The organism is Rhodoglobus aureus (genome assembly GCF_039527955.1).
GTDB lineage: Bacteria > Actinomycetota > Actinomycetes > Actinomycetales > Microbacteriaceae > Rhodoglobus > Rhodoglobus aureus.
Window position 1 is genome coordinate 1 of sequence record NZ_BAAAKW010000009.1, and the last position, 18,282, is coordinate 18,282.

Genomic DNA, 18,282 nt, shown 5'->3' on the forward strand with positions numbered 1-18,282 from the left:
CCCACAACAACAACGTAAGGAGGGTGATCTCATCATCGGAACGTTGAGCCGGTCAGCGATCGGGACTCTTGTTGAGCGGGCCAGCCGGTTTGTTACCCTCGTTCACCTGCCCCACGACCACACGGCCGAAACGGTGCGAGATGGCCTCGTGAAAACCGTCACCCAGCTTCCCGCCACGCTCCGACGATCGCTGACCTGGGATCAGGGTGCCGAGATGTCTGGGCACGTCGCGTTCCGCGTCGCGACCGACATGGATGTCTATTTTTGCGATCCCGCGAGTCCGTGGCAGCGTGGCAGCAACGAGAACACCAACGGTCCACTCCACCACTCCACTGCTGCGCCAATATTTCCCCAAAGGAACCGATCTCTCCCGGCACACCCCCGAAGAACTTCAACTTGTCGCAACAGAACTCAACGCCCGCCCACGCAAAACGCTCGACTGGGATACCCCAGCCGAGCGCCTAGATGCTTTACTGAAAGCCAGCTAAGAAGCCGGTGTTGCAACGATCGCTGGAATCCAAGCGAGAGAAGGAAAGGTTTTCTGCGCGGCAGTCCTTGACGCCTGCAGCCGCAAAATCGTCGGATGGGCAATCGATTCCAAGCAGGACTCAACCCTCGTCGTGAACGCTCTAGACATGGCTATCAGGGCGCGCACACCAGCGCCCGGCGGAATCGTTCATGCCGATCACGGAGTCCAATTCACTTCGTGGGTTTTCACCCAGAAGATTCGTTCGGCCGGTCTCTTGCCTTCGTTGGGAACCGTTGGCGACGGGCTCGATAATGCCATGATGGAATCCTTCTGGTCATCAATGCAGATCGAGTTGCTGAACCGTAAGAAGTGGCGGACCCGAATCGAGCTCGCGAACGCTATCTTCGAGTACATCGAGGTGTTCTACAATCGCCGACGAAGACACTCCGCACTCAGTTACGCAACACCCCACGAATACGACCTCGCTCACACTCCGCAACCAATATCCGCCTGAAGCTAGTCACCACGACTGGAAACCAAACCATAGGTCAGGTCACCGAGTCAACCAAAGCTTCAGCAGACCCATCTTGGTCTTTTGCAGGTTCGACAGTTTTTCCGGGATGACGCCCTCGTCTTTTTTTACTAGATCGAGCTCACGCTCAAGCACGGCTTTCTCCACCAGGAGTTCCGCTGTCAAGCGTTTGAGCTCGTTGATGTCATTAGGCAGCGAGCGTTCTAAGCTCGCGCGGGTAGGAAACCCGTCTGCCTCCGATTTCTCCCGTTTACTCATCAGACCCCGGTCTCCTTGTGCGCGCCAGTTCCGTACCCATTTGTACAACACAACATGCGTAGTCATGCGGAGATCTTCCCCGGCCTGTTTCACGTCGTCGCCAGCGAGCACGCGCCGCACCGCAGCTGCCTTGAACCCCCACGAATAGTGGCGAGGAGGGCGAGGTTGTGCTCGGAGTTTCCGTCCGCGGCTGCTTCCACGTACCCAATCCTGCAACGTATGTCTTGAGGGGTACCCCAACACGCGGATGGTCTTCACATAGGAGCCAAGACGCCGAAACGTCGCGACCGCCAACCGCCGCTGCTCATCGGTATACGAAATCTTCATCCGGATCTCCCAAATCGATACGGAAAACCGTCCGAAGCCCCTTTTTCCCTATAACCCTCATCCGACGGCTAATGTGCAGGATCGTGATGGTTGGCCGACCCGGATGGACAATTGTCAACCCGCAAGCCCCCTCTGGGGGGATGGCGTGGTGAATAGCCCGCACGCTATCCGCCGTCACGCGCGAGGGTGCGATCTACCTCAGGCTGAGGTGAGGACTGCCTGTGTGGTCGTGCTGCAATAGTCTCGCGCGACCGCGCGCTACTAAGCGGGGGTCAAGTTTTCGTATTGACTGCTTCCACTGCCGCGATGAAACGGTGTCGAGACGACTCAATGTGCTGCAACATTAGTGCTAGCGCTGCGGGACCGTCACCGACAACAATTGCACCAAATATGTCCTCGTGTTCCAACAATGCGAGCGGCGGGTGACCACTTTCGTAGTATTCGGCAAACATATTTCGTACGAGTCCACTCACTGGCTCGCCGTCGCCTTCTATCCCTGTGGATGCTTTATAGACGCGAAATAGGTGCATGTGACAGTGCGTGCGGATGAACGCTTCCTCGACGAAAGAGTTGTTTGAGGTACGAGCGACTAGCATGTGGAAGCGCGTGTCGTGCTCGACGAAGCCTGCGTAAGTCTGTTCGGTTCCCGGCTCGGAAAGGCTACGAGCCCGATGCAGTTCGGTTTCGAGTGCTTCGATGTCTCGGCGGGTGCCGTGACGCGCCGCTTCTGAGGCGGCCCACGGTTCAATGAGCGCACGGAACTGAAACAACTCGTCGAACTGCTGCACCGACAGGAGGTCAGTTGCTTGATAGCCGCGTAGAGGGGTCTTAAGCACCAACCCGTCAGCTTCTAACCTTGCCAGTGCCTCACGAACCGGTGTCTGTGAAACGGAGAGTGTGCGAGACAACCCATCAATGCCAACGCGTGCGCCCGGAGAGATCTCATGATTCAGAATCTTGCCCTTGATCGCGTTGTAGGTTCCGTCGGCAAGTACATGCCGCTCTGGGCTTGCACCGTTCCGATGCACTGAATCACGTGCCATTCTTTCTCACCCTTCTGCAACAGGCCCGTTCTGGGAACGTAGGCGTGACTGGAACAAATCCTATAGGTGATTTTCCCCGCCTTTGCGAAAGAGGGTTAACGCGAAGGAACCCGCAATCCGTCCATGCCTCCGTCAACCGCGAGAATAGTCGCCGTGGTTGATCTCTGGTTCGGGCTGGCCAGAAAACGGATGGCGCTGGCCACTTCGCTGGCTGTGACGAGCCGGCCGCTGGGCTGGCGGTGCTCGAGCGCACTGCGTTCCGTGGCTGGGTCTTGTGCCAGATCCAGTAGTCGTGCCACCCAAGGGGTGTCAGCTGTACCCGGGTTCACGCAATTGACTCGGATTCCTTCGCGGACAAAGTCCGCCGCCATCGCCAGAGTCAACGACTGCACAGCACCCTTGCTGGCGGAGTAAATCGCGCGCTGTGGAAGTCCGACAGTCGCAGCAATGGAGCAGGTGTTCACAATCGCTGCTGTCTTACTCATGCGCAGCAACGGCAGGGCCGCTTGCGTCACCCGGGCGGTACCAACAACGTTGATGTTGAGCACTTTATGCCATTCCTCATCGCTGCCGTCTTCTACGGTGCCGACTGCACCGATCCCCGCATTGTTCACCAGGATATCCAGTGCAGACACTTCGCCGGCGAGAGTAAAGAAGGCCTCCGCAACAGACTCATAGGATCCGATATTGCACGGTATCCACTCCGCTACTCCCTCCATCGCACCGGCGGCAAGGTCAAGCCCGAACACGCGAGCTCCCGCCGCGGCAAAATTTTGCGCGGTCGCGAGACCGATGCCTGAACCGGCTCCGGTGATAACAGCTGTGAGGCCGGTTAGTTCTGACATGTGTTCTCCGTGCTCTCTTTATGGAGGAGTGTTGGACCATCCCAAGCGATCAGCGAACTACGCCGAATCGCAATAGATGTTACTGAAAAGAGTCTATAGGATTCTGATAAATCATGTAGCATAAGGATCACGCCGGAGCGAAGGAGCTTTCTTTCCTTCACGATATGAAAGGAAGCGGCAATGTAAAGACTTTCGGTGGCTTGCTATTGGGCTCAGGAGCTTTGTTCACTCCCGCCCCGGCGCTAAATCAGCACCGGCGCAAAACGGAGTGTCATAGGCCGACCGGAAATCACGGTCGCCGGTCTCTTGGTCGTGATACCTATCTCGATTGTCTTCCTCCAATCCCCACGACTGCCTGTGCGTGGTGTGTTGGCTGGAGCCGTCAACATTTAAGTTGCCGCGCCCGGTGCGGGCCAGATCGAAACCGGAGAGAACTATGAGCACGATTACCAACATTCAGACCCTCGACATCCGCTTTCCGACCTCGATCTTTCTCGATGGTTCGGATGCGATGAACCCCGACCCCGACTACTCGGCTGCCTATTTGCAGATCGGTACCGACAGTGACGACGGTCTTACTGGCACCGGTTTCGTTTTTACCATCGGTCGCGGTAACGACATCGAAGCGCGCGCCATCGAGATTCTCGCTTCGCGCTTTATGGGCAGGAACGTCGAAGAGCTTCTAGCTGACATGGGTGCGACGTGGCGCGAGATGATGCACGACTCGCAACTTCGCTGGCTGGGGCCGGAAAAGGGTGTCATGCACATGGCGATCGGTGCCGTCATCAACGCCTTCTGGGATCTCAGGTCAAAGCGTGCAGGGCAGCCGTTGTGGCAGCATCTCGCGTCGCTCTCGCCGGAGGAAATCGTTGACCTGATCGATCTTAGATACCTGAGCGATGCGTTGACTCGTGACGAGGCACTAGACATTCTGCGTCGTGGTCGCGAGGGTGCGGATAAACGCACTGCAGAACTGCTGACCGACGGATACCCTGCATATACGACCGGCCCCGGCTGGCTCGGATACACCGATGAGAAGCTCGAGCGACTGGCTCGTGAGGCGGTGGCCGATGGCTTTAGGCAGATCAAGCTCAAGGTCGGCGCGGATATTGAGGATGACAAGCGGCGGCTCGCTCTTGCCCGCCGCACCGTCGGCCCCGACATCCGTATCGCCGTCGATGCTAACCAGCGTTGGGATGTCGACGAGGCAGTCGAGTGGATGAGCCAGCTCGCCGAGTTCGACCTCGCCTGGATTGAAGAGCCAACCAGTCCCGACGACGTACTCGGCCATGCTGAGATCGCACGTCGACTCGCACCTATGCCGGTTGCCACCGGAGAGCACGTGCAAAATCGCGTGATCTTTAAGCAGATGTTGCAGGCGAAATCGCTTGCGGTACTGCAGATGGATGCCTGCCGCGTGGGCGGTGTGAACGAGAACATCTCGATTCTTCTGCTTGCCGCCAAGTTTGGGGTTCCGGTAGCTCCGCATGCAGGAGGAGTGGGCCTGTGCGAGACCGTGCAGCATATGTCGATGTTCGACTTCGTCGCAGTATCAGGCTCGATGCACGGGCGGATGATTGAGTTCGCCGACCACCTGCACGAACATTTTGTGACTCCCGCATCCGTAATGAACGGGCGGTACCGCACCCCGACTGCGCCAGGCGCCGGATCGGATATACTCGCGTCATCAATCGACGAATGGGTGTTCCCGAACGGTCACGGCTGGAAAACAATCAACGGCTGAAAGGCGAAGACCATGCTCAGGTTTATGCGACTCGGACCTGTTGGGGCCGAACGCCCTGCAGTTCTTGACGATGAAGGGGTGCTCCACGATCTCTCGTCGCTTACGGACGATATCGATGGCGCTTTCCTCGCTAGTGGTGGATTGGAAACCGCAGCACGAGCACTCGCTGCGGACGACCTGCCCGTCCTCGATGACCCCGCCGACGGTTCCCGGCTGCGCATTGGGGCCCCAATCGCGCGGCCGACTGCGGTGATCTGTATCGGGATGAACTATGCGGCCCACGCGGCCGAGTCAGGGTCAGCGCCACCCACCCGTACGGTGATCTTTTTTAAGCACCCCAACACAGTGGTGGGTCCGTTTGACGACGTCCTCATTCCACCCGGGTCCGCGAAGACCGATTGGGAAGTCGAGCTGGCCGTAGTGATCGGCACCCGTGCGCGGTATCTGGCTTCACCGGCCGACGCTCTGGCGCACATCGCAGGGTTCGCGGTGTCGAACGACGTTTCAGAGCGCGAATACCAGCTCGAGCTCTCAGGTGGCCAGTGGAGCAAGGGGAAGTGCAGTGAAACCTTTAACCCGCTGGGTCCGTGGCTGGTGCGGGCTTCTGAGTTGAGCGATGGCTCGGGTCTCAAGCTGCGTTCCTTTGTGAACGCGGAGCCTCGCCAAGCCTCGACGACGTCTGACCTAATTTTTGATGTCGCACAGATTATCTTTGAGCTCAGCCAGTACATGGTGCTTGAACCCGGAGATCTCATCAACACGGGAACACCAGAAGGCGTAGCGCTCAGTGGCCGTTTCCCCTACCTTGCCCCCGGAGACATCGTCGAATGTGAGATCGATGGTCTTGGTCGTCAGCGTCAGGTGATCAAGCCAGGACAGTTGTGACTGAGCGAGCCCTTGGGCGTGGTGGACTTCGGGTTGGTCCGAACGCATTCGGGGTCGCGCCAATCGCTAATCTTGCGCGCGAGGTTTCTGACGAGTCCGCGTTTGAGACTCTCGAGGCAGCATGGTCGTCTGGTGTCCGGTACTTTGACACCGCGCCACATTACGGCGTTGGCCTCGGCGAGCGTCGATTGGGCGAGTTCCTCCGCACAAAGCCCCGTGAGGAGTACATCCTCTCGACGAAGGTGGGCCTACTGCTTGTGGAGAATCCGTCTGGCGAACAGCACGACGATGAAGGTTTTGCAGTGACTACGAACATGATGCGACGCCGGGACTACAGCGCCGATGGTGTACGCAAATCGCTCGACGATAGTCTCGAGCGCATGGGCATCGGTCACGTCGATGTGGTCTTCGTTCACGATCCGGACGACCACTACCGGGAGGCGATGGAGGGAGCATTTCCGGCAATGGACGCTTTGCGCAACGAGGGTGTCATCACTTCTTACGGTGCGGGCATGAACCAAACCGCTATGCTCGCTGACTTCGTGGAGAACACCGATCTCGACGTCGTGATGTGCGCTGGACGGTACACCCTACTTGAACAGGGAGGGCTCGGCGACCTGTTCCCTGCAGCCACAGAGCGAGACGTTTCGATCGTGGCGGCCGCCGTATTCAATTCTGGACTTCTGGCGCGTGACCGTCCACCGGTTGGAGCGAACTACGACTACCGACCCGCACCGGAGTCGCTCATCGCTAGGGTGAACGCGATCGCTGATGTGTGCGAGGCACACGGAGTGCAGTTGCCGGCCGCAGCCTTGCAATTTGCGCTCGGAGATCCGGCTGTGGCAACAGTCTGCACCGGCGCGCGCTCGGCTGAGCAGGTGCATCACAATGTTGCACTTTCAGAACTTCCGATCCCCGACGCGCTGTGGGCCGACCTCGCTTCCGCAGGGCTCATCGACTCCGTAGCTCTGCGTCCAACTCGAGAGGCCTCCCAACGCTCATCACCGTAGCTGATCGCGCACGAGTCACCGTGCCCGCGTACGACCCGCCGGTTGACTGACGCGCTGTGTTGCCGGCTTTGACGTGCTCGATGCCGGCTAACTCGGCGACGCTCTGAGCGTGGCCAACTACCTCTGATACGAGAAACAAATGTGCAGATTAAACAGTGTCGGCTATGCCCGGCTAACTGGGGAGAACTGGCTACGTCCGCTCTCTGTGTCAATGCCTGTGCCGACGGGTGGCAGTGGCGGTGGCCCCAGGCGATGAAGCGACGGGAAATCATGGTCCACTCGATCCTCCACCACGACATCATGCGGCGTTTGATAGGCAAACTGTCACCGGTATACGCGATCGTTGGCTGCGTGACGGGACAGCTGGTCTTGGGCGAGACCGCACGGCAGTGCAGCTTTAGCTTGGGTCTGCCGCCCATTAACCATTTTGAGTGTGCAGGCCTCGCCGCTCGTGACTGAAGCTCTCATCATGTTCAGAGGGCTAATTGAAATCTGAGAAATTGTACCCGCACACTAATCTCCTTCAGGTCGATGAAGGCTTGTTTTCCGTGGCTGCGCCGTACTAAGTGACTAGGTCGAGGCTTGCTCGCACGATGCTATCGGCATCAATGCCGTGGTAACGGTAGACATCGTCGAGGTCTCCCGCTTGCCCGAAGCGGCTCACGCCGAGGTTGCGGCTCTTAACTTGGTTGACGTTCGCGAGAAAAGCCAACGTATGAGGGTGCCCGTCGACGACGGTAACCATCGGCACCGCCTTTTCTCGCGGAAGGATCTGATCAAGGATCCACGTTGATGACTCGCCCTGGCCGTTGCGGCTCTGCAGCGCCTCAAAGAGCAATCCCGGGCTGGTCACACACAATACGTCAACGGCGATCCCGTGTGCGGTAAGTCGGTCAGCGGCGTTCAGCGCATCAGGAATCATCGCGCCGGTCGATACGATTACCGCTTTGGGCTCAATGACCGAGCGCAGTAGATAACCCCCCGCCACAACTTGGCGCCGCCGGCGTTCGCGCGCTGCGGGATCCTGTGGAACGGTGGCGAGCAGCTGGTTGACCGGTTTGGTCGAAAGGCGCAGATAGGCGGACCTACCTCCAGGCTTCCCCATCTGCCCCATGGCGGCGAGCAGCGTCCACTCCACCTCAATGGCAAAGGCGGGCTCGTAGCTAATGCACTCCGGCTGCTCAAGGCCGATCGACGGGGTCTTTATGGATTGGTGAGCACCGCCCTCGGCGGCGAGGGTCACCCCGGAAGGGGTGCCAACGAGGATCGACTGGCCGCCGGCATACATGCCATAAGACCAAGGCTCGAGCGCACGCTCAACAAAGGGGTCATATAAAACCCCAATGGGGAATAGCGGCTGCCCCCACCTGCTCCACGTTGCCCCCAGTTCGCTGATGAGACTGACAAGGTTGATCTCGGCAATTCCCAGTTCAATGTGCTGACCACTCGGTTTCTCACGCCAGTGCATGATGGTCTCCGGATCATCACTGAACCAGTCGTGCCGGGCCTCCGTCGACCACACTCCAACCTTGTTCAACCAACCCGCGAGGTTGGTACTCGAACTGACGTCCGGGCTTGCCGTGACGACGCGCCGTGCTACCTCGGGAGCCCCGCGGGTGAGGTCAAGCAGGGTCCTTCCCAGCGCAGCCTGCGTAGTGCCCGTCCCCGACGGTGTTCTGCCAAAGTCGGTGGGCACGATCGGCGGTTCGATCTCTGGGATAACTTCCCGCCAAAGTTGGGTTGCGGTCAGAGTGCACAGCATACCCGCGGCGCTCTGCTCATCGAAGCGTGCCCACGGGGCGCTCACATCCATCTCAAGCTCGTTCGCAAGCTGCTCATACTGCTCGAAAGTCAGCAACGAGGAATGGTTCTGTGGATGGCCGGCAGTCGGTAGGCCGTTGCCCTTGATAGTGTAGGCGATGATTACGGTCGGGCGGGTGTCGTCGATCTGCGCGTAGGCGTCACGTAGCGCGGCATGATCGTGCCCCCCGAGGTTACGAATTGAGCGCAGTAGGGTCGCGTTGTCAACCGAGTTGATGAGCGCGCGAATCGTATCGGCCGCCGCACCATCGCCGGGCAACCGCTCTCGGAGCACTTCGGCCGTGCACCGCAGCAGTCGCTGGTATTCGGCGTTGGGCATCTCCAGAATGCGCTCACGCAGCGCGTTCCCGCCCTCACACTCGAACAACGACTCCAGTAGGCGGCCGAACCGCACTGTGATGACCTGCCATCCGGCGGCCTCGAACAGTCGCTCAATCTTGCCGGCGGCGATATTGGGAACCACCCGATCGAGAGACTGTCTATTGAGGTCAATTATCCAAACAATTTCGCCGAGACTTTGAACGTGCGAGTCCAGAGCAGCCTCCCAGATTGCCCCCTCGTCGAGTTCGGCATCACCCACGAGCGAATACTGGCGACCCGGGCTGGGAGTGCCCGAGACGGTTGCAACGTAGCGGCGTGAGATGGCGCCCCAAATCGGCGCAGTGGCACCAATGCCGACGGAGCCCGTCGAGTAGTCAACAGTATCGGGATCCTTGGATCGGCTTGGATAGCTTTGAAGCCCACCGAATTCACGCAATGTGCTGAGGTGCTTCTCTTCCAGCTCGCCTAGGAGATAGTTGATGCCGTGCAGAACGGGAGAAGCGTGAGGCTTGACCGACACTCGATCCTCAGGCCGCAGTTGTCCGAACCAGAGCGATGTCATGATCGTCGCGATCGAGGCGCTCGACGCCTGGTGACCACCAACCTTCAGGCCTGAACGGTTGGGACGAACCCGGTTCGCGTGATGAACCATTGAGGTGGCAAGCCACAGGACTCGTTTCTCGATTTGTTCGAGAGCGTCGAGACGGGGGTCGCTGGGGGCGCTAACGGCTACCGCCGTTTTTTCGTCGTTGACTGTTGCTGAATACATCAGGACCAACTTTCTTCGAGGATGAAGCGGCTGGGCCCGTAGGGAGCCACTGGCCGTTGCACAGTAGGCCGGCGTCGGCTCTCGTGAAGCTGACTATGGCAAATCATCGAGGTATAGCCGATGTATCGAAAAGGAACGCCTGGTACGCAATTCTTGATTCAAGTGCACCACCCTCGACATAATCGCGCAATATGTTGAATCAAAATTGCGCATAATGCGCATATGCTGGGTAGCGGGACGAGCGAAAGGTGATCAAAATGATTGAGCGACGAGTTGCTGACAAGATCGACGCGGCTCTTCTGCGGAATCTCATCGCAGATCCTGACATGACCCACTTGGCGCTTGCCGAAGCAGCCGGCCTCGCCCGCAACACGGTGCGGGCGCGCTTAACCCGTTACAAAGACGAGAAATCTTTGTTCTCATTTCAGAGCCGCATCGATCCGGCTTTTCTCGGTTTTCCGCTCCGTGCGTATGTGGTCACGAGAGTCACCCAGCGAAAGCTGACCAGTGTCGGGGAGGCCCTTGCCGCCATTCCCGAAGTGATCGAGGTGTGCGGTCTGTCAGGTATCACCGACCTGCTGGTGCAGGTCGTCGCTCGCGACGCCGACGATCTGTACCGCGTGGCAGGCAGTATTCTAAGCATTAAAGGCGTCAAGCGCACAAGCACCGGTCTTGTCATGCGCGAACTCGTTAGTTACCGCATCGAGCAGCTGATAGAAAAAACAGGCTAAACCGCTCACTGATTTCCGCCAACGCGAACGCTCGGGGGCCTGTCGATTCGGTCCACGATGTCGCCGCCCGCTCGACCATCCGCGCGGCTTAGACCTTGTGCGCTTCCGCTCATTGTGGGAATGGGCCGGTGCGGTTGTGAGGCAGGGGGTGCGACCGGAATGAACGTTCACTCTTCAGCATCGCCCGCTCGTCGAGCCTCGCACCCCGTTCGCGCACAACCATAAATAACGATTTGGTGACAAGGCAAATATTTGAATCGACTTTTTTTGTCGCTCGGGTTTAGTCTCCGGTTAATCGTTTAACTAAATCCCTGACTCCGGCTTCCGGTGATCAGATAAGGAGAAAACATCATGAAGAGAAGGATCGCCAAACTGGGCGCAGCGGCCGCCATAGCTATTCTGCTGGCTGGTTGTAGCCCATCGACCGGCTCCAACGGAGCGGGGGACAAAGATATAAAGTTGACGATGATCCAGGCGCTTGGTAGCCCGGAACGCACCGATATTCTCGATGGCCTCATCGCCGAATTTGAGGCCAAGTATCCGGGAACCACTGTCGAGCTGATCTCGCCACCCACTTCAGGCGCCTCGACGAAGATCCTGCAGATGCTGACGACGAAACAAGATCTCGACGTCGTTGAGGTCATGCACACCACCCAAGCCCAATACGCCCGTAACGGCTATCTTGCGGACCTGACCGCACAGGCGGAGGCTTCCCCAATGTGGGAGACCCTCACTCCCTCCGCTCAGGACACGTCGAAGACGGATGGAGCGGTGGTGGCCATTCCTTACGGCTTCTACGTCCCCGCGCTGTTCTACCGTACCGACTACCTCGCGGCGGCAGGAATCGATGCCCCCCCGACGACGTGGCCAGAGGTTCTCAAAACTGCGCGAGCTGTCACCGATAAGTCTGCTGGACGCTATGGCTTCGCCTTCCGTGGTGGCTCCTATGGTGCCGCGGCAGCTATGTTCAACATCACCGCGTACAACGCTCAGAATCTCGACCAGTCTGCACAGTACTTCCTCAAGAGCGGAAAGCCAGTCTTCACGAGCCCCGAGAGCAAGCAGGCACTCAAGGATCTCCTTGCCCTCTTTAACGACACCTCGCCGGCGGACTCAGTCAGTTGGGGTTACCCCGAGATGGTGCAGGGCTTTACATCTGGCGTGTCCGGACAACTAATTCAGACGTCTGAGGTAATTGACGCAGCTGCTGGCACTCTGGAAGAGGGCACCTGGGCGACCGCCCCCATGCCGCTTGGCCCCGACGGCGTGGGTGCCCCGATCCCGGGCGCTTACGCAGCTTGGGGTGTCACGTCACACAGCCCCAACCAGGAACGTGCATGGCAGTTGGTTGAATTCCTGACCGACCAGGAGAACGACCTCAAGTTTAGCAAGTTGAACTCGATGATCCCGGCGCAGGAGATCCCTGAAGGAGATCAAACGTTCTCGTCGGGGGCCTTCGACGCCTATCGTGTGATGGCGGCAGATCCGATCAAGTTCCCGGTAATCGATGCTATGTACTCCGACCCGAACACGCCTGATTTCCAGATAATGGCTGACTCGGATCTCCAGTCGTTGCTGATCGGAGGCACCTCAGTCGACGAGGTCCTGGCCAAGTGGACGACCTACTGGACCGGCAAGTATCCGGAATAGGCCTTTTGGGCGGGGTGCCCTAACGTAACCGATGGCAGAGAAGCGAGGAGAATTTGTGATGACAATTGAGAAGGAATCCCCTACCCGGTCTGGCCGTCTGTCAGCCGGCGGAGGGACGAAGAACAGACCCGCAGGTCGCCTCCGACGGATACTTCAGCGCCGCAACCGCGGAGTGTTCATTTTCCTTGGGCTAACACCCGTCGTCATCCTCGTGATGGTGTTCATCTATTACCCCCTTGCTAATGGTGTCGTCATGGCCTTCCAAGACGTCACGCTGAGGAATTTCGAGAACCGGGACTTCGTTGGTCTGAAAAACTTCCAGGAACTGCTGCAGGATCCGCAATTCCTTCAGGCTTGTTTGAACACCGTGTATTGGGTCGTTGGCTCGATAATTCCTCAGGTGACGCTTGGGTTGGGAATCGCGCTGCTCCTCAAGCGCCGGTTCCCGGGCCGGGGCATCTACCAAGCCACGATCTTCTTTCCATGGGCGGTCGCAGGTTTTCTCATTGCATTGATGTTCAGATGGATGCTCGATGGTCAATTCGGCGTTGTCAATGATCTGCTCCTTCGGTCAGGTATCATCGACTCTCCTATTGCGTTCCTCTCCTCCCCGGCTTGGGCGATGCCCTCGGTGATCTTCGCGAATGTCTGGTATGGAACTACGTTCTTCGCCATCATGCTTCTGGCCGCGCTTCAGTCGGTGCCCAAGGATCTGGAAGAAGCTGCGTCGATAGATGGCGCCGGTCGCTTTCGACGGTTTCAAGCCGTCACCTTGCCGCACATATTGCCAACGCTGTTAACTTCTGTTCTGCTGCGTGTCATTTGGATCACGAACTTCCCGGACATTATCTGGGTCATGACACGCGGAGGTCCAGCGGGATCGACACATATCATCACGACCTACCTCATTGAGCAGATATTCGTCGGGCAAAACTACTCGAAAGGTGCAGCTATTGGGCTCATCGTTTTCGCTGGTCTTATTACTTTCCTTGTGTTCTATACCGTGGCCACCAAGGTGACTACACGAGAGGAAAACTGATGACACAGATGACCCGCACCACGAGGTGGTCACGCACGTCGAAGCTAGCCAAAGTGTTTAGTCTCACCATCATCCTGGTGTTCACCCTGTTTCCGCTCTACTGGATGGTAATCACTTCGCTCAAACCCGCTGGGACGCTCTTTACAAAGCCCCTTCAGTATTTCCCTTCGCCTTTCTCTTTCCAGAACTATCAGGATCTCTTCCAGTTCTCCGACTTCGGACGATATATCCTCAACAGCATGATCGTTGCTTTCCTGACAGCCACGGTGGCGACGGTTGTGGGGATGATCGGCGGATACGTGCTCGCGCGATTCAAGTTCCGCGGTCTGGGAACGATCAGTGCCGGCTTTGTGATGACCCAGATGGTACCCATGTTCGTGGCGCTAGGACCGCTCTACCTCTTGATAAGCCAATTTCATTTGGCCGATCGTCTAGAAGGGTTGGTCGTGGTCTACACTGCGTTCCTTGTGCCGTTCACTACCCTGCTTCTCCGGGGCTTTATTCTCCGCGTGCCAGTTGAGCTCGAAGAGGCCGCGGCGATGGATGGCTGCGGGCGCGTCAAGGCGATCACGCGGATTCTCATACCCGTGATGCTGCCGGGACTAACTGCTACATTCGTATTCTCATTCGTCCAAGCGTGGAACGAATTGTTTCTGGCGGTGTTATTCATCAACTCGGATGACAATAAGACCATTCCGGTGGGCATGAATTCCCTGGTGACGCAGTTTAACGTTGACTGGGGCCCGCTGTCCGCGGCGACCGTCCTCAGCATCATCCCTACGCTGGTCCTGTTCGCGTTTGCTCAGCGCTTCCTTGTTGAGGGACTTACCGCCGGCGCGGTCAAGGGCTGACGGTGACGCACCTCCACGAGCCCGATCTCTGGGCTGCTTCTATCGACGCTCCGGTCGCGGATCTTGAGCTGTGGGGACTCGACCCAAGGGTCACTCATCTTAACCATGGATCGTTCGGAGCAGTTCCAAGAACCGTGTCACACGCACAAGACACGTGGAGGCAGCGGATCGAGGCCAATCCGAACCGGTTTATCCGTTACGAATTGTCGGGGCATCTGCGGGGAGTTCGCGAGGTCCTAGGCGAATTTTTCGCGGTAGAGCCCGATCAGCTAGCTTTGCTGCCCAATGCTACCTACGGCGTCACGTCCGTGTTGGAATCTTTGACGCCCTGCCCTGAGGGCACTGTGGTCGTGATCGGACATATCTACCCGTCGGTCCGGGTCGCCTTAGACGCCTTCGCGCTCCGAAACCATTTGCAGACGATCAATGTAGCGGTGCCGGCCGGGATGGCGACGGAGGATCTTGAACATGCTCTACTGACGGTTCTCGACGCACGCACGAAATTGGTGATGGTCGATCAAGTGGAGTCGCTCTCCGGTGCCACGCATCCACTTCCCGTGCTGGCGAACGTTTGCCGCGCCGCGAAAATCCCCCTTCTGGTGGATGGCGCTCACGCTCCCGGACCAATCCCTCGGCCGATGGAGGGTCTCTACGACTTTTGGGTCGGGAACCTTCACAAATGGGTCGGTGCGCCACGCGGATCGGCGGTCTTATGGGTGGGCCAGGAATGGCAGCAACGGGTGCGCCCCGCGGTGTACTCCCACGCGCGTCACGACTCCTTTTCAGAATCGTTCGAATGGACGGGAACCTTCGACGCCTCTGCGTGGCTGGCTATCCCGTCCGCGTTGACATTTTGCGCCGAGTTGGGCGGTCAGCAACTCTGGGAGCGCAACCGACAGCTCGCCACAGCGTGGCGACGGGATATTCAGCAATGGGTTGGGGCAAAAGATGACGCGGTTCCCGCTGCCACATTTCCCATGATTGGCCTGCCCGCGCGGTCCGGACTGGCGAAGTCCCAAGATCACCTGTCGAGGATAGTTCGGCACATAAGCGACAAACACCGAATAGAAGTCGTGGCCTACTGGCATGAGGAAGCTCCGTGGCTTCGACTCAGTTCGCATGCCTATAACTCACGAGGAGATGTCGGGCGTCTCATCGCTGCGCTGGACGCGGCCGACACGAAAGCGGTCACCTAGTTATGAGTACATCTTTACTGCCGTGCGCGATCCGCACCGTTAAGCGAACCATGCGAAAGCTGAAAAAATGAAGATTACTGAGGTTGAAATCCGCGCCTGCAGCCCCAGCTTGCTGCCGGGCGCAGTCATCGACGCGGTTGACGGCGCTAACCTTCGCGGCGGTTCCGCCCCGGAGGTAGTGGTCGTCTCGCTGAAGACCGACGAGGGGATCACCGGAGTGTCGTTCGGCTCGGGCGGGCTTGACGCCACCATCACGGCTCGCGCTTTTGCTCAAGTGAAGCCATTCTTTCTTGGGCGCAACCCGATGGCGCGCGAGCAAAATGCCGCAGAGTTTCGTTGGTTCGATCGTCGCTGGAATCACTCACCGATCTACGCTTACGGTCCGTTCGATAACGCGTGCTGGGACATCGCGGGTAAGCGCGCTGGGCTGCCAGTCCATGAGCTCGTGGGCACAGCGGCCGACCGTCGCGCGGTCTACGTCAGTTCGATGTTCCTCAGCACACCCCAGGAATATGCGGCACAAGCGCTCGAGGTGAAGGCGCGGGGGATCCGCGGCTACAAGGTGCATCCACCCGCACCGGCGGCCCTAGACATCGAGGTGTACACTGCGGTGCGCGAAGCCGTCGGTCCGGATTTTCCGCTGATGGCCGACCCTGTGGCGACGCACTCCTATGAAGAAGCGCTGCGGGTAGGACGAGTGCTGGAATCCTTGGGTTACCTCTGGTTTGAAGAGCCGTTCTACGACTATGACCTTCAGTCCTACATTCGGCTGCGGCAGAAGCTGGACATCCCCATCGCTGGGACGGAAACCATCGCCGGTGGAAGCCAACTCACTGCGCAATTCATAGCTAGCGGCGCTGTTGACATTGTGCGCACCGATCCATCGTGGCGTGGCGGTATTACCGGGGCACTGAAAGTTGCCCGGCTCGCGGAAGCGTTCGGCATGACCTGTGAGTTGCACACTGCGCTCTATCATCCGCTTGAGCTCGCGAATCTGCACACGGCCCTCTCAATGAGTAACACCGGCTGGTTCGAACTTCTCTACCCGCTCGAAGATTTCTCTTTTGGTTTGGCAGAACCACTCGATATTCGTGACGGCTACGCTTACGCCCCCACCACCCCGGGGCTCGGCGCTGTCTACGACTGGGATGCGATTGATGATGCGACCGTCGAAATTATATAGACGGCGCGGGTGCAAGCGCGGGACAGCGGTGGACGCCACGGACGGAGAGAAGGGAATCGCTAAGATTGATGACTTCAGTCCGGGATTTCGCTCACTGAGAGCCACAGATGCTCGCAGCGAGTCCCGAGAATATCTTCTGTTCGCTCTGAGCGAGAAAGCTCGTGGTCTGGCGGTCCTTGCGCCACGCTCTCGCGGTCGTTGCCTCGACGGCGTTTCCTTGGCGTGGAAAGAACGTCTTGACGCAGTCTGGGCGGTGAGTGAGTCGCTGCCCAGAGAGCACGCCGCCCGTTCGCCCTTCGATTACGTCGAGAATCTCGCCCGGGTGCGGATTCGCCTCACCTGGTTGCCCGCCGATACCGTCATCCCGAATCAGCGAAAGGCCCATGCGCACCTTTTAGCGAACCTGATCCGGCAGCACGGTGGAGTCGTAGTCGAGGATGTTGTCACCCACCTTCCGGCTGATGAGTCAGTGGATGGGGCCGCTTCGCCCACGAGGCGTGTGATGTGCGCGAGGCCATGGGTGGCTCGCCGAGCAATTGAACCATTCTGTTGTTGATTCATCTATTTAGAGGAGAGTTGCTATGAAACGTATTGCATCGGTGATTGGTTTACCGCCGGAGGGTGTTGAGCGCTATGAACAGTTGCATGCTGCGGTGTGGCCGGCGGTGCTGGAACGTATTGCGGCTAGTCATATCGTGAATTATTCGATTTACCGCTACGGGGAGCTGTTGTTCTCTTATATGGAGTATGACGGCACCGATTTTGACGCCGATATGGAGGCGATGGGGGTGGATCCTGTTACTCAAGAGTGGTGGGATGTTTGCAAGCCAATTCAGCGTCCAGTCGAGGATCGCGAAGAAGGTGAATGGTGGAAAGATCTTCCGGAAGTTTTCCACGTCGACTGATGGCGGCTTTTGTGCAGCAGCCCGGTGATGAGCGTTTGACTTCGGCGATGCTCAGTGACTCTCTTGATGAGTGCGGGCTGCGCGATCAGGTTCTTGAGCGTCGATTGGCTCCTTTGGTGGCGGGTTCGCGTGCGTTTGGGCGCGCTGCGACAGCGCAGTTTGTGCCCAGTGCGGAGCATCCGCCGGATGATCCTTACGGTGTTGCCATTGATTTCATCAGTGATCTCCAGCCTGGGGAGCTGGCCGTTCTTGCAACGGGGGAGGGTAATGCTTCCGCGTTTTGGGGGGAGCTTTTTAGTGCGGCAGCGATCGGTGCCGGTGCTGTTGGGGTGGTCACTGATGGGAACCTTCGCGACACCCGTCAGGTTGCGGGGTTGGGATTTGCGGCTTTTGCGCGCTCCCGGCGGCCGATTGATTTCCGTTTTCGGATGCAGATCACACAGTCGCGGTCAGTGGTGACGATTGGGGGTGTGCGCATCGCTGACGGCGATCTGGTGTTGGCCGATGATGATGGGGTTGTCGTCGTTCCGCAGGAGCGTGAAGTGGAGGTGTTGACCCGGGCTCGGGTGAGGGCGGCGACGGAGTCGACGGTGTTGGAGGAGTTGTTGGCGGGTGAGTCGTTGCGTGCGGTATGGGACCGCCACCACATCCTCTAAGCCAGTTTTCAACAGTTGACAAGGTAAATCGATTAACTATAGGGTGA

General features: G+C 58.5%; 16 protein-coding genes and 2 pseudogenes. 13 read left to right on the top strand and 5 right to left on the bottom strand.

Annotated elements, in window-relative coordinates; genetic code table 11:
• A pseudogene (locus tag ABD112_RS02075) lies at window positions 1-488 on the top strand (IS30 family transposase); the annotation flags it as partial.
• Between the two features lie 33 nt (window positions 489-521).
• Window positions 522-983 (top strand): annotated as a pseudogene (locus ABD112_RS02080) (transposase); the annotation flags it as partial.
• A gap of 39 nt (window positions 984-1,022) precedes the next feature.
• On the opposite strand, the gene ABD112_RS02085 reads toward ABD112_RS02080, so the two are convergent.
• From ABD112_RS02085 to ABD112_RS02095, 3 genes are all read right to left on the bottom strand, one after another.
• Complete coding sequence (locus tag ABD112_RS02085) at window positions 1,023-1,586, bottom strand: hypothetical protein (RefSeq protein ID WP_343922740.1); 564 nt, start codon at window positions 1,584-1,586, stop codon at window positions 1,023-1,025.
• A 272-nt stretch (window positions 1,587-1,858) separates the two neighbouring features.
• Complete coding sequence (locus ABD112_RS02090; RefSeq protein ID WP_343922742.1) at window positions 1,859-2,629, bottom strand: GntR family transcriptional regulator; 771 nt, start codon at window positions 2,627-2,629, stop codon at window positions 1,859-1,861.
• A 95-nt stretch (window positions 2,630-2,724) separates the two neighbouring features.
• Window positions 2,725-3,474, bottom strand: a complete 750-nt coding sequence (locus ABD112_RS02095; RefSeq protein ID WP_343922743.1) for an SDR family NAD(P)-dependent oxidoreductase — start codon at window positions 3,472-3,474, stop codon at window positions 2,725-2,727.
• Window positions 3,475-3,910: 436 nt separating this feature from the next.
• On the opposite strand from ABD112_RS02095, the gene ABD112_RS02100 reads away from it, so the two are divergent.
• Genes ABD112_RS02100 through ABD112_RS02110 form a run of 3 tightly spaced genes read left to right on the top strand, consistent with a single transcriptional unit; the run spans window position 3,911 to window position 7,113 of the window.
• Window positions 3,911-5,218 carry an enolase C-terminal domain-like protein gene (locus ABD112_RS02100; protein ID WP_343922745.1) on the top strand — a complete coding sequence of 436 codons (1,308 nt, stop codon included), beginning with the start codon at window positions 3,911-3,913 and terminating at the stop codon, window positions 5,216-5,218.
• Between the two features lie 12 nt (window positions 5,219-5,230).
• On the top strand, window positions 5,231-6,103 hold the full coding sequence (locus ABD112_RS02105) for a fumarylacetoacetate hydrolase family protein (protein ID WP_343922747.1): 873 nt from the start codon (window positions 5,231-5,233) through the stop codon (window positions 6,101-6,103).
• The gene (locus tag ABD112_RS02110) at window positions 6,100-7,113 is read left to right on the top strand and encodes an aldo/keto reductase (RefSeq protein ID WP_343922748.1); all 1,014 of its coding nucleotides are present in this window, start codon (window positions 6,100-6,102) and stop codon (window positions 7,111-7,113) included. Before ABD112_RS02105 ends, ABD112_RS02110 begins: the two co-directional genes overlap by 4 nt.
• Window positions 7,114-7,675: 562 nt before the next feature.
• Here the strand turns inward: ABD112_RS02110 and ABD112_RS02115 are convergent.
• Window positions 7,676-10,024: a transketolase-like TK C-terminal-containing protein gene (locus ABD112_RS02115; protein WP_343922750.1), complete on the bottom strand. Its 2,349-nt coding sequence runs from the start codon at window positions 10,022-10,024 to the stop codon at window positions 7,676-7,678.
• Between the two features lie 257 nt (window positions 10,025-10,281).
• Between ABD112_RS02115 and ABD112_RS02120 the strand changes: the two genes are divergently transcribed.
• The 6 genes from ABD112_RS02120 (at window position 10,282) to ABD112_RS02145 (ending at window position 16,674) form a co-directional block, all read left to right on the top strand.
• On the top strand, window positions 10,282-10,755 hold the full coding sequence (locus tag ABD112_RS02120) for an Lrp/AsnC family transcriptional regulator (RefSeq protein WP_343922752.1): 474 nt from the start codon (window positions 10,282-10,284) through the stop codon (window positions 10,753-10,755).
• A 351-nt stretch (window positions 10,756-11,106) separates the two neighbouring features.
• Window positions 11,107-12,405 (top strand): ABC transporter substrate-binding protein, encoded by a 1,299-nt coding sequence (locus ABD112_RS02125; RefSeq protein ID WP_343922754.1) that lies wholly within the window; start codon window positions 11,107-11,109, stop codon window positions 12,403-12,405.
• A 58-nt stretch (window positions 12,406-12,463) separates the two neighbouring features.
• The gene (locus ABD112_RS02130) at window positions 12,464-13,444 is read left to right on the top strand and encodes a carbohydrate ABC transporter permease (protein WP_343922785.1); all 981 of its coding nucleotides are present in this window, start codon (window positions 12,464-12,466) and stop codon (window positions 13,442-13,444) included.
• Complete coding sequence (locus ABD112_RS02135; RefSeq protein WP_343922755.1) at window positions 13,444-14,295, top strand: carbohydrate ABC transporter permease; 852 nt, start codon at window positions 13,444-13,446, stop codon at window positions 14,293-14,295. The genes ABD112_RS02130 and ABD112_RS02135 overlap by 1 nt, the downstream gene beginning before the upstream one ends.
• 134 nt (window positions 14,296-14,429) lie before the next feature.
• Complete coding sequence (locus ABD112_RS02140) at window positions 14,430-15,491, top strand: aminotransferase class V-fold PLP-dependent enzyme (protein WP_343922757.1); 1,062 nt, start codon at window positions 14,430-14,432, stop codon at window positions 15,489-15,491.
• A gap of 67 nt (window positions 15,492-15,558) precedes the next feature.
• Window positions 15,559-16,674: an enolase C-terminal domain-like protein gene (locus ABD112_RS02145; protein ID WP_343922759.1), complete on the top strand. Its 1,116-nt coding sequence runs from the start codon at window positions 15,559-15,561 to the stop codon at window positions 16,672-16,674.
• A gap of 91 nt (window positions 16,675-16,765) precedes the next feature.
• On the opposite strand, the gene ABD112_RS02150 is transcribed toward ABD112_RS02145, so the two are convergent.
• Window positions 16,766-17,059, bottom strand: coding sequence for a hypothetical protein (locus tag ABD112_RS02150; RefSeq protein WP_343922761.1), 294 nt, complete (start codon window positions 17,057-17,059; stop codon window positions 16,766-16,768).
• Between the two features lie 196 nt (window positions 17,060-17,255).
• Here ABD112_RS02150 and ABD112_RS02155 point away from each other — a divergent pair, with 196 nt between their 5' ends.
• Both ABD112_RS02155 and ABD112_RS02160 read left to right on the top strand, forming a co-directional pair.
• Window positions 17,256-17,579, top strand: a complete 324-nt coding sequence (locus tag ABD112_RS02155) for an L-rhamnose mutarotase (RefSeq protein WP_343922763.1) — start codon at window positions 17,256-17,258, stop codon at window positions 17,577-17,579.
• Window positions 17,580-17,626: 47 nt separating this feature from the next.
• Window positions 17,627-18,235, top strand: coding sequence for an RraA family protein (locus ABD112_RS02160; RefSeq protein WP_343922765.1), 609 nt, complete (start codon window positions 17,627-17,629; stop codon window positions 18,233-18,235).
• The last annotated feature ends 47 nt before the right edge of the window (window positions 18,236-18,282 follow it).

Excerpts from the sequence above, each read along its gene's own strand:
- ABD112_RS02105 (WP_343922747.1), top strand. The coding sequence starts at position 5,231 with ATGCTCAGGTTTATGCGACTCGGACCTGTTGGGGCCGAACGCCCTGCA.
- ABD112_RS02125 (WP_343922754.1), top strand. The coding sequence starts at position 11,107 with ATGAAGAGAAGGATCGCCAAACTGGGCGCAGCGGCCGCCATAGCTATT.
- ABD112_RS02120 (WP_343922752.1), top strand. The coding sequence starts at position 10,282 with ATGATTGAGCGACGAGTTGCTGACAAGATCGACGCGGCTCTTCTGCGG.
- ABD112_RS02085 (WP_343922740.1), bottom strand. The coding sequence starts at position 1,586 with ATGAAGATTTCGTATACCGATGAGCAGCGGCGGTTGGCGGTCGCGACG.
- ABD112_RS02155 (WP_343922763.1), top strand. The coding sequence starts at position 17,256 with ATGAAACGTATTGCATCGGTGATTGGTTTACCGCCGGAGGGTGTTGAG.
- ABD112_RS02095 (WP_343922743.1), bottom strand. The coding sequence starts at position 3,474 with ATGTCAGAACTAACCGGCCTCACAGCTGTTATCACCGGAGCCGGTTCA.
- ABD112_RS02145 (WP_343922759.1), top strand. The coding sequence starts at position 15,559 with ATGAAGATTACTGAGGTTGAAATCCGCGCCTGCAGCCCCAGCTTGCTG.
- ABD112_RS02090 (WP_343922742.1), bottom strand. The coding sequence starts at position 2,629 with ATGGCACGTGATTCAGTGCATCGGAACGGTGCAAGCCCAGAGCGGCAT.
- ABD112_RS02130 (WP_343922785.1), top strand. The coding sequence starts at position 12,464 with ATGACAATTGAGAAGGAATCCCCTACCCGGTCTGGCCGTCTGTCAGCC.
- ABD112_RS02135 (WP_343922755.1), top strand. The coding sequence starts at position 13,444 with ATGACACAGATGACCCGCACCACGAGGTGGTCACGCACGTCGAAGCTA.
- ABD112_RS02160 (WP_343922765.1), top strand. The coding sequence starts at position 17,627 with ATGCTCAGTGACTCTCTTGATGAGTGCGGGCTGCGCGATCAGGTTCTT.
- ABD112_RS02115 (WP_343922750.1), bottom strand. The coding sequence starts at position 10,024 with ATGTATTCAGCAACAGTCAACGACGAAAAAACGGCGGTAGCCGTTAGC.
- ABD112_RS02100 (WP_343922745.1), top strand. The coding sequence starts at position 3,911 with ATGAGCACGATTACCAACATTCAGACCCTCGACATCCGCTTTCCGACC.
- ABD112_RS02150 (WP_343922761.1), bottom strand. The coding sequence starts at position 17,059 with ATGGGCCTTTCGCTGATTCGGGATGACGGTATCGGCGGGCAACCAGGT.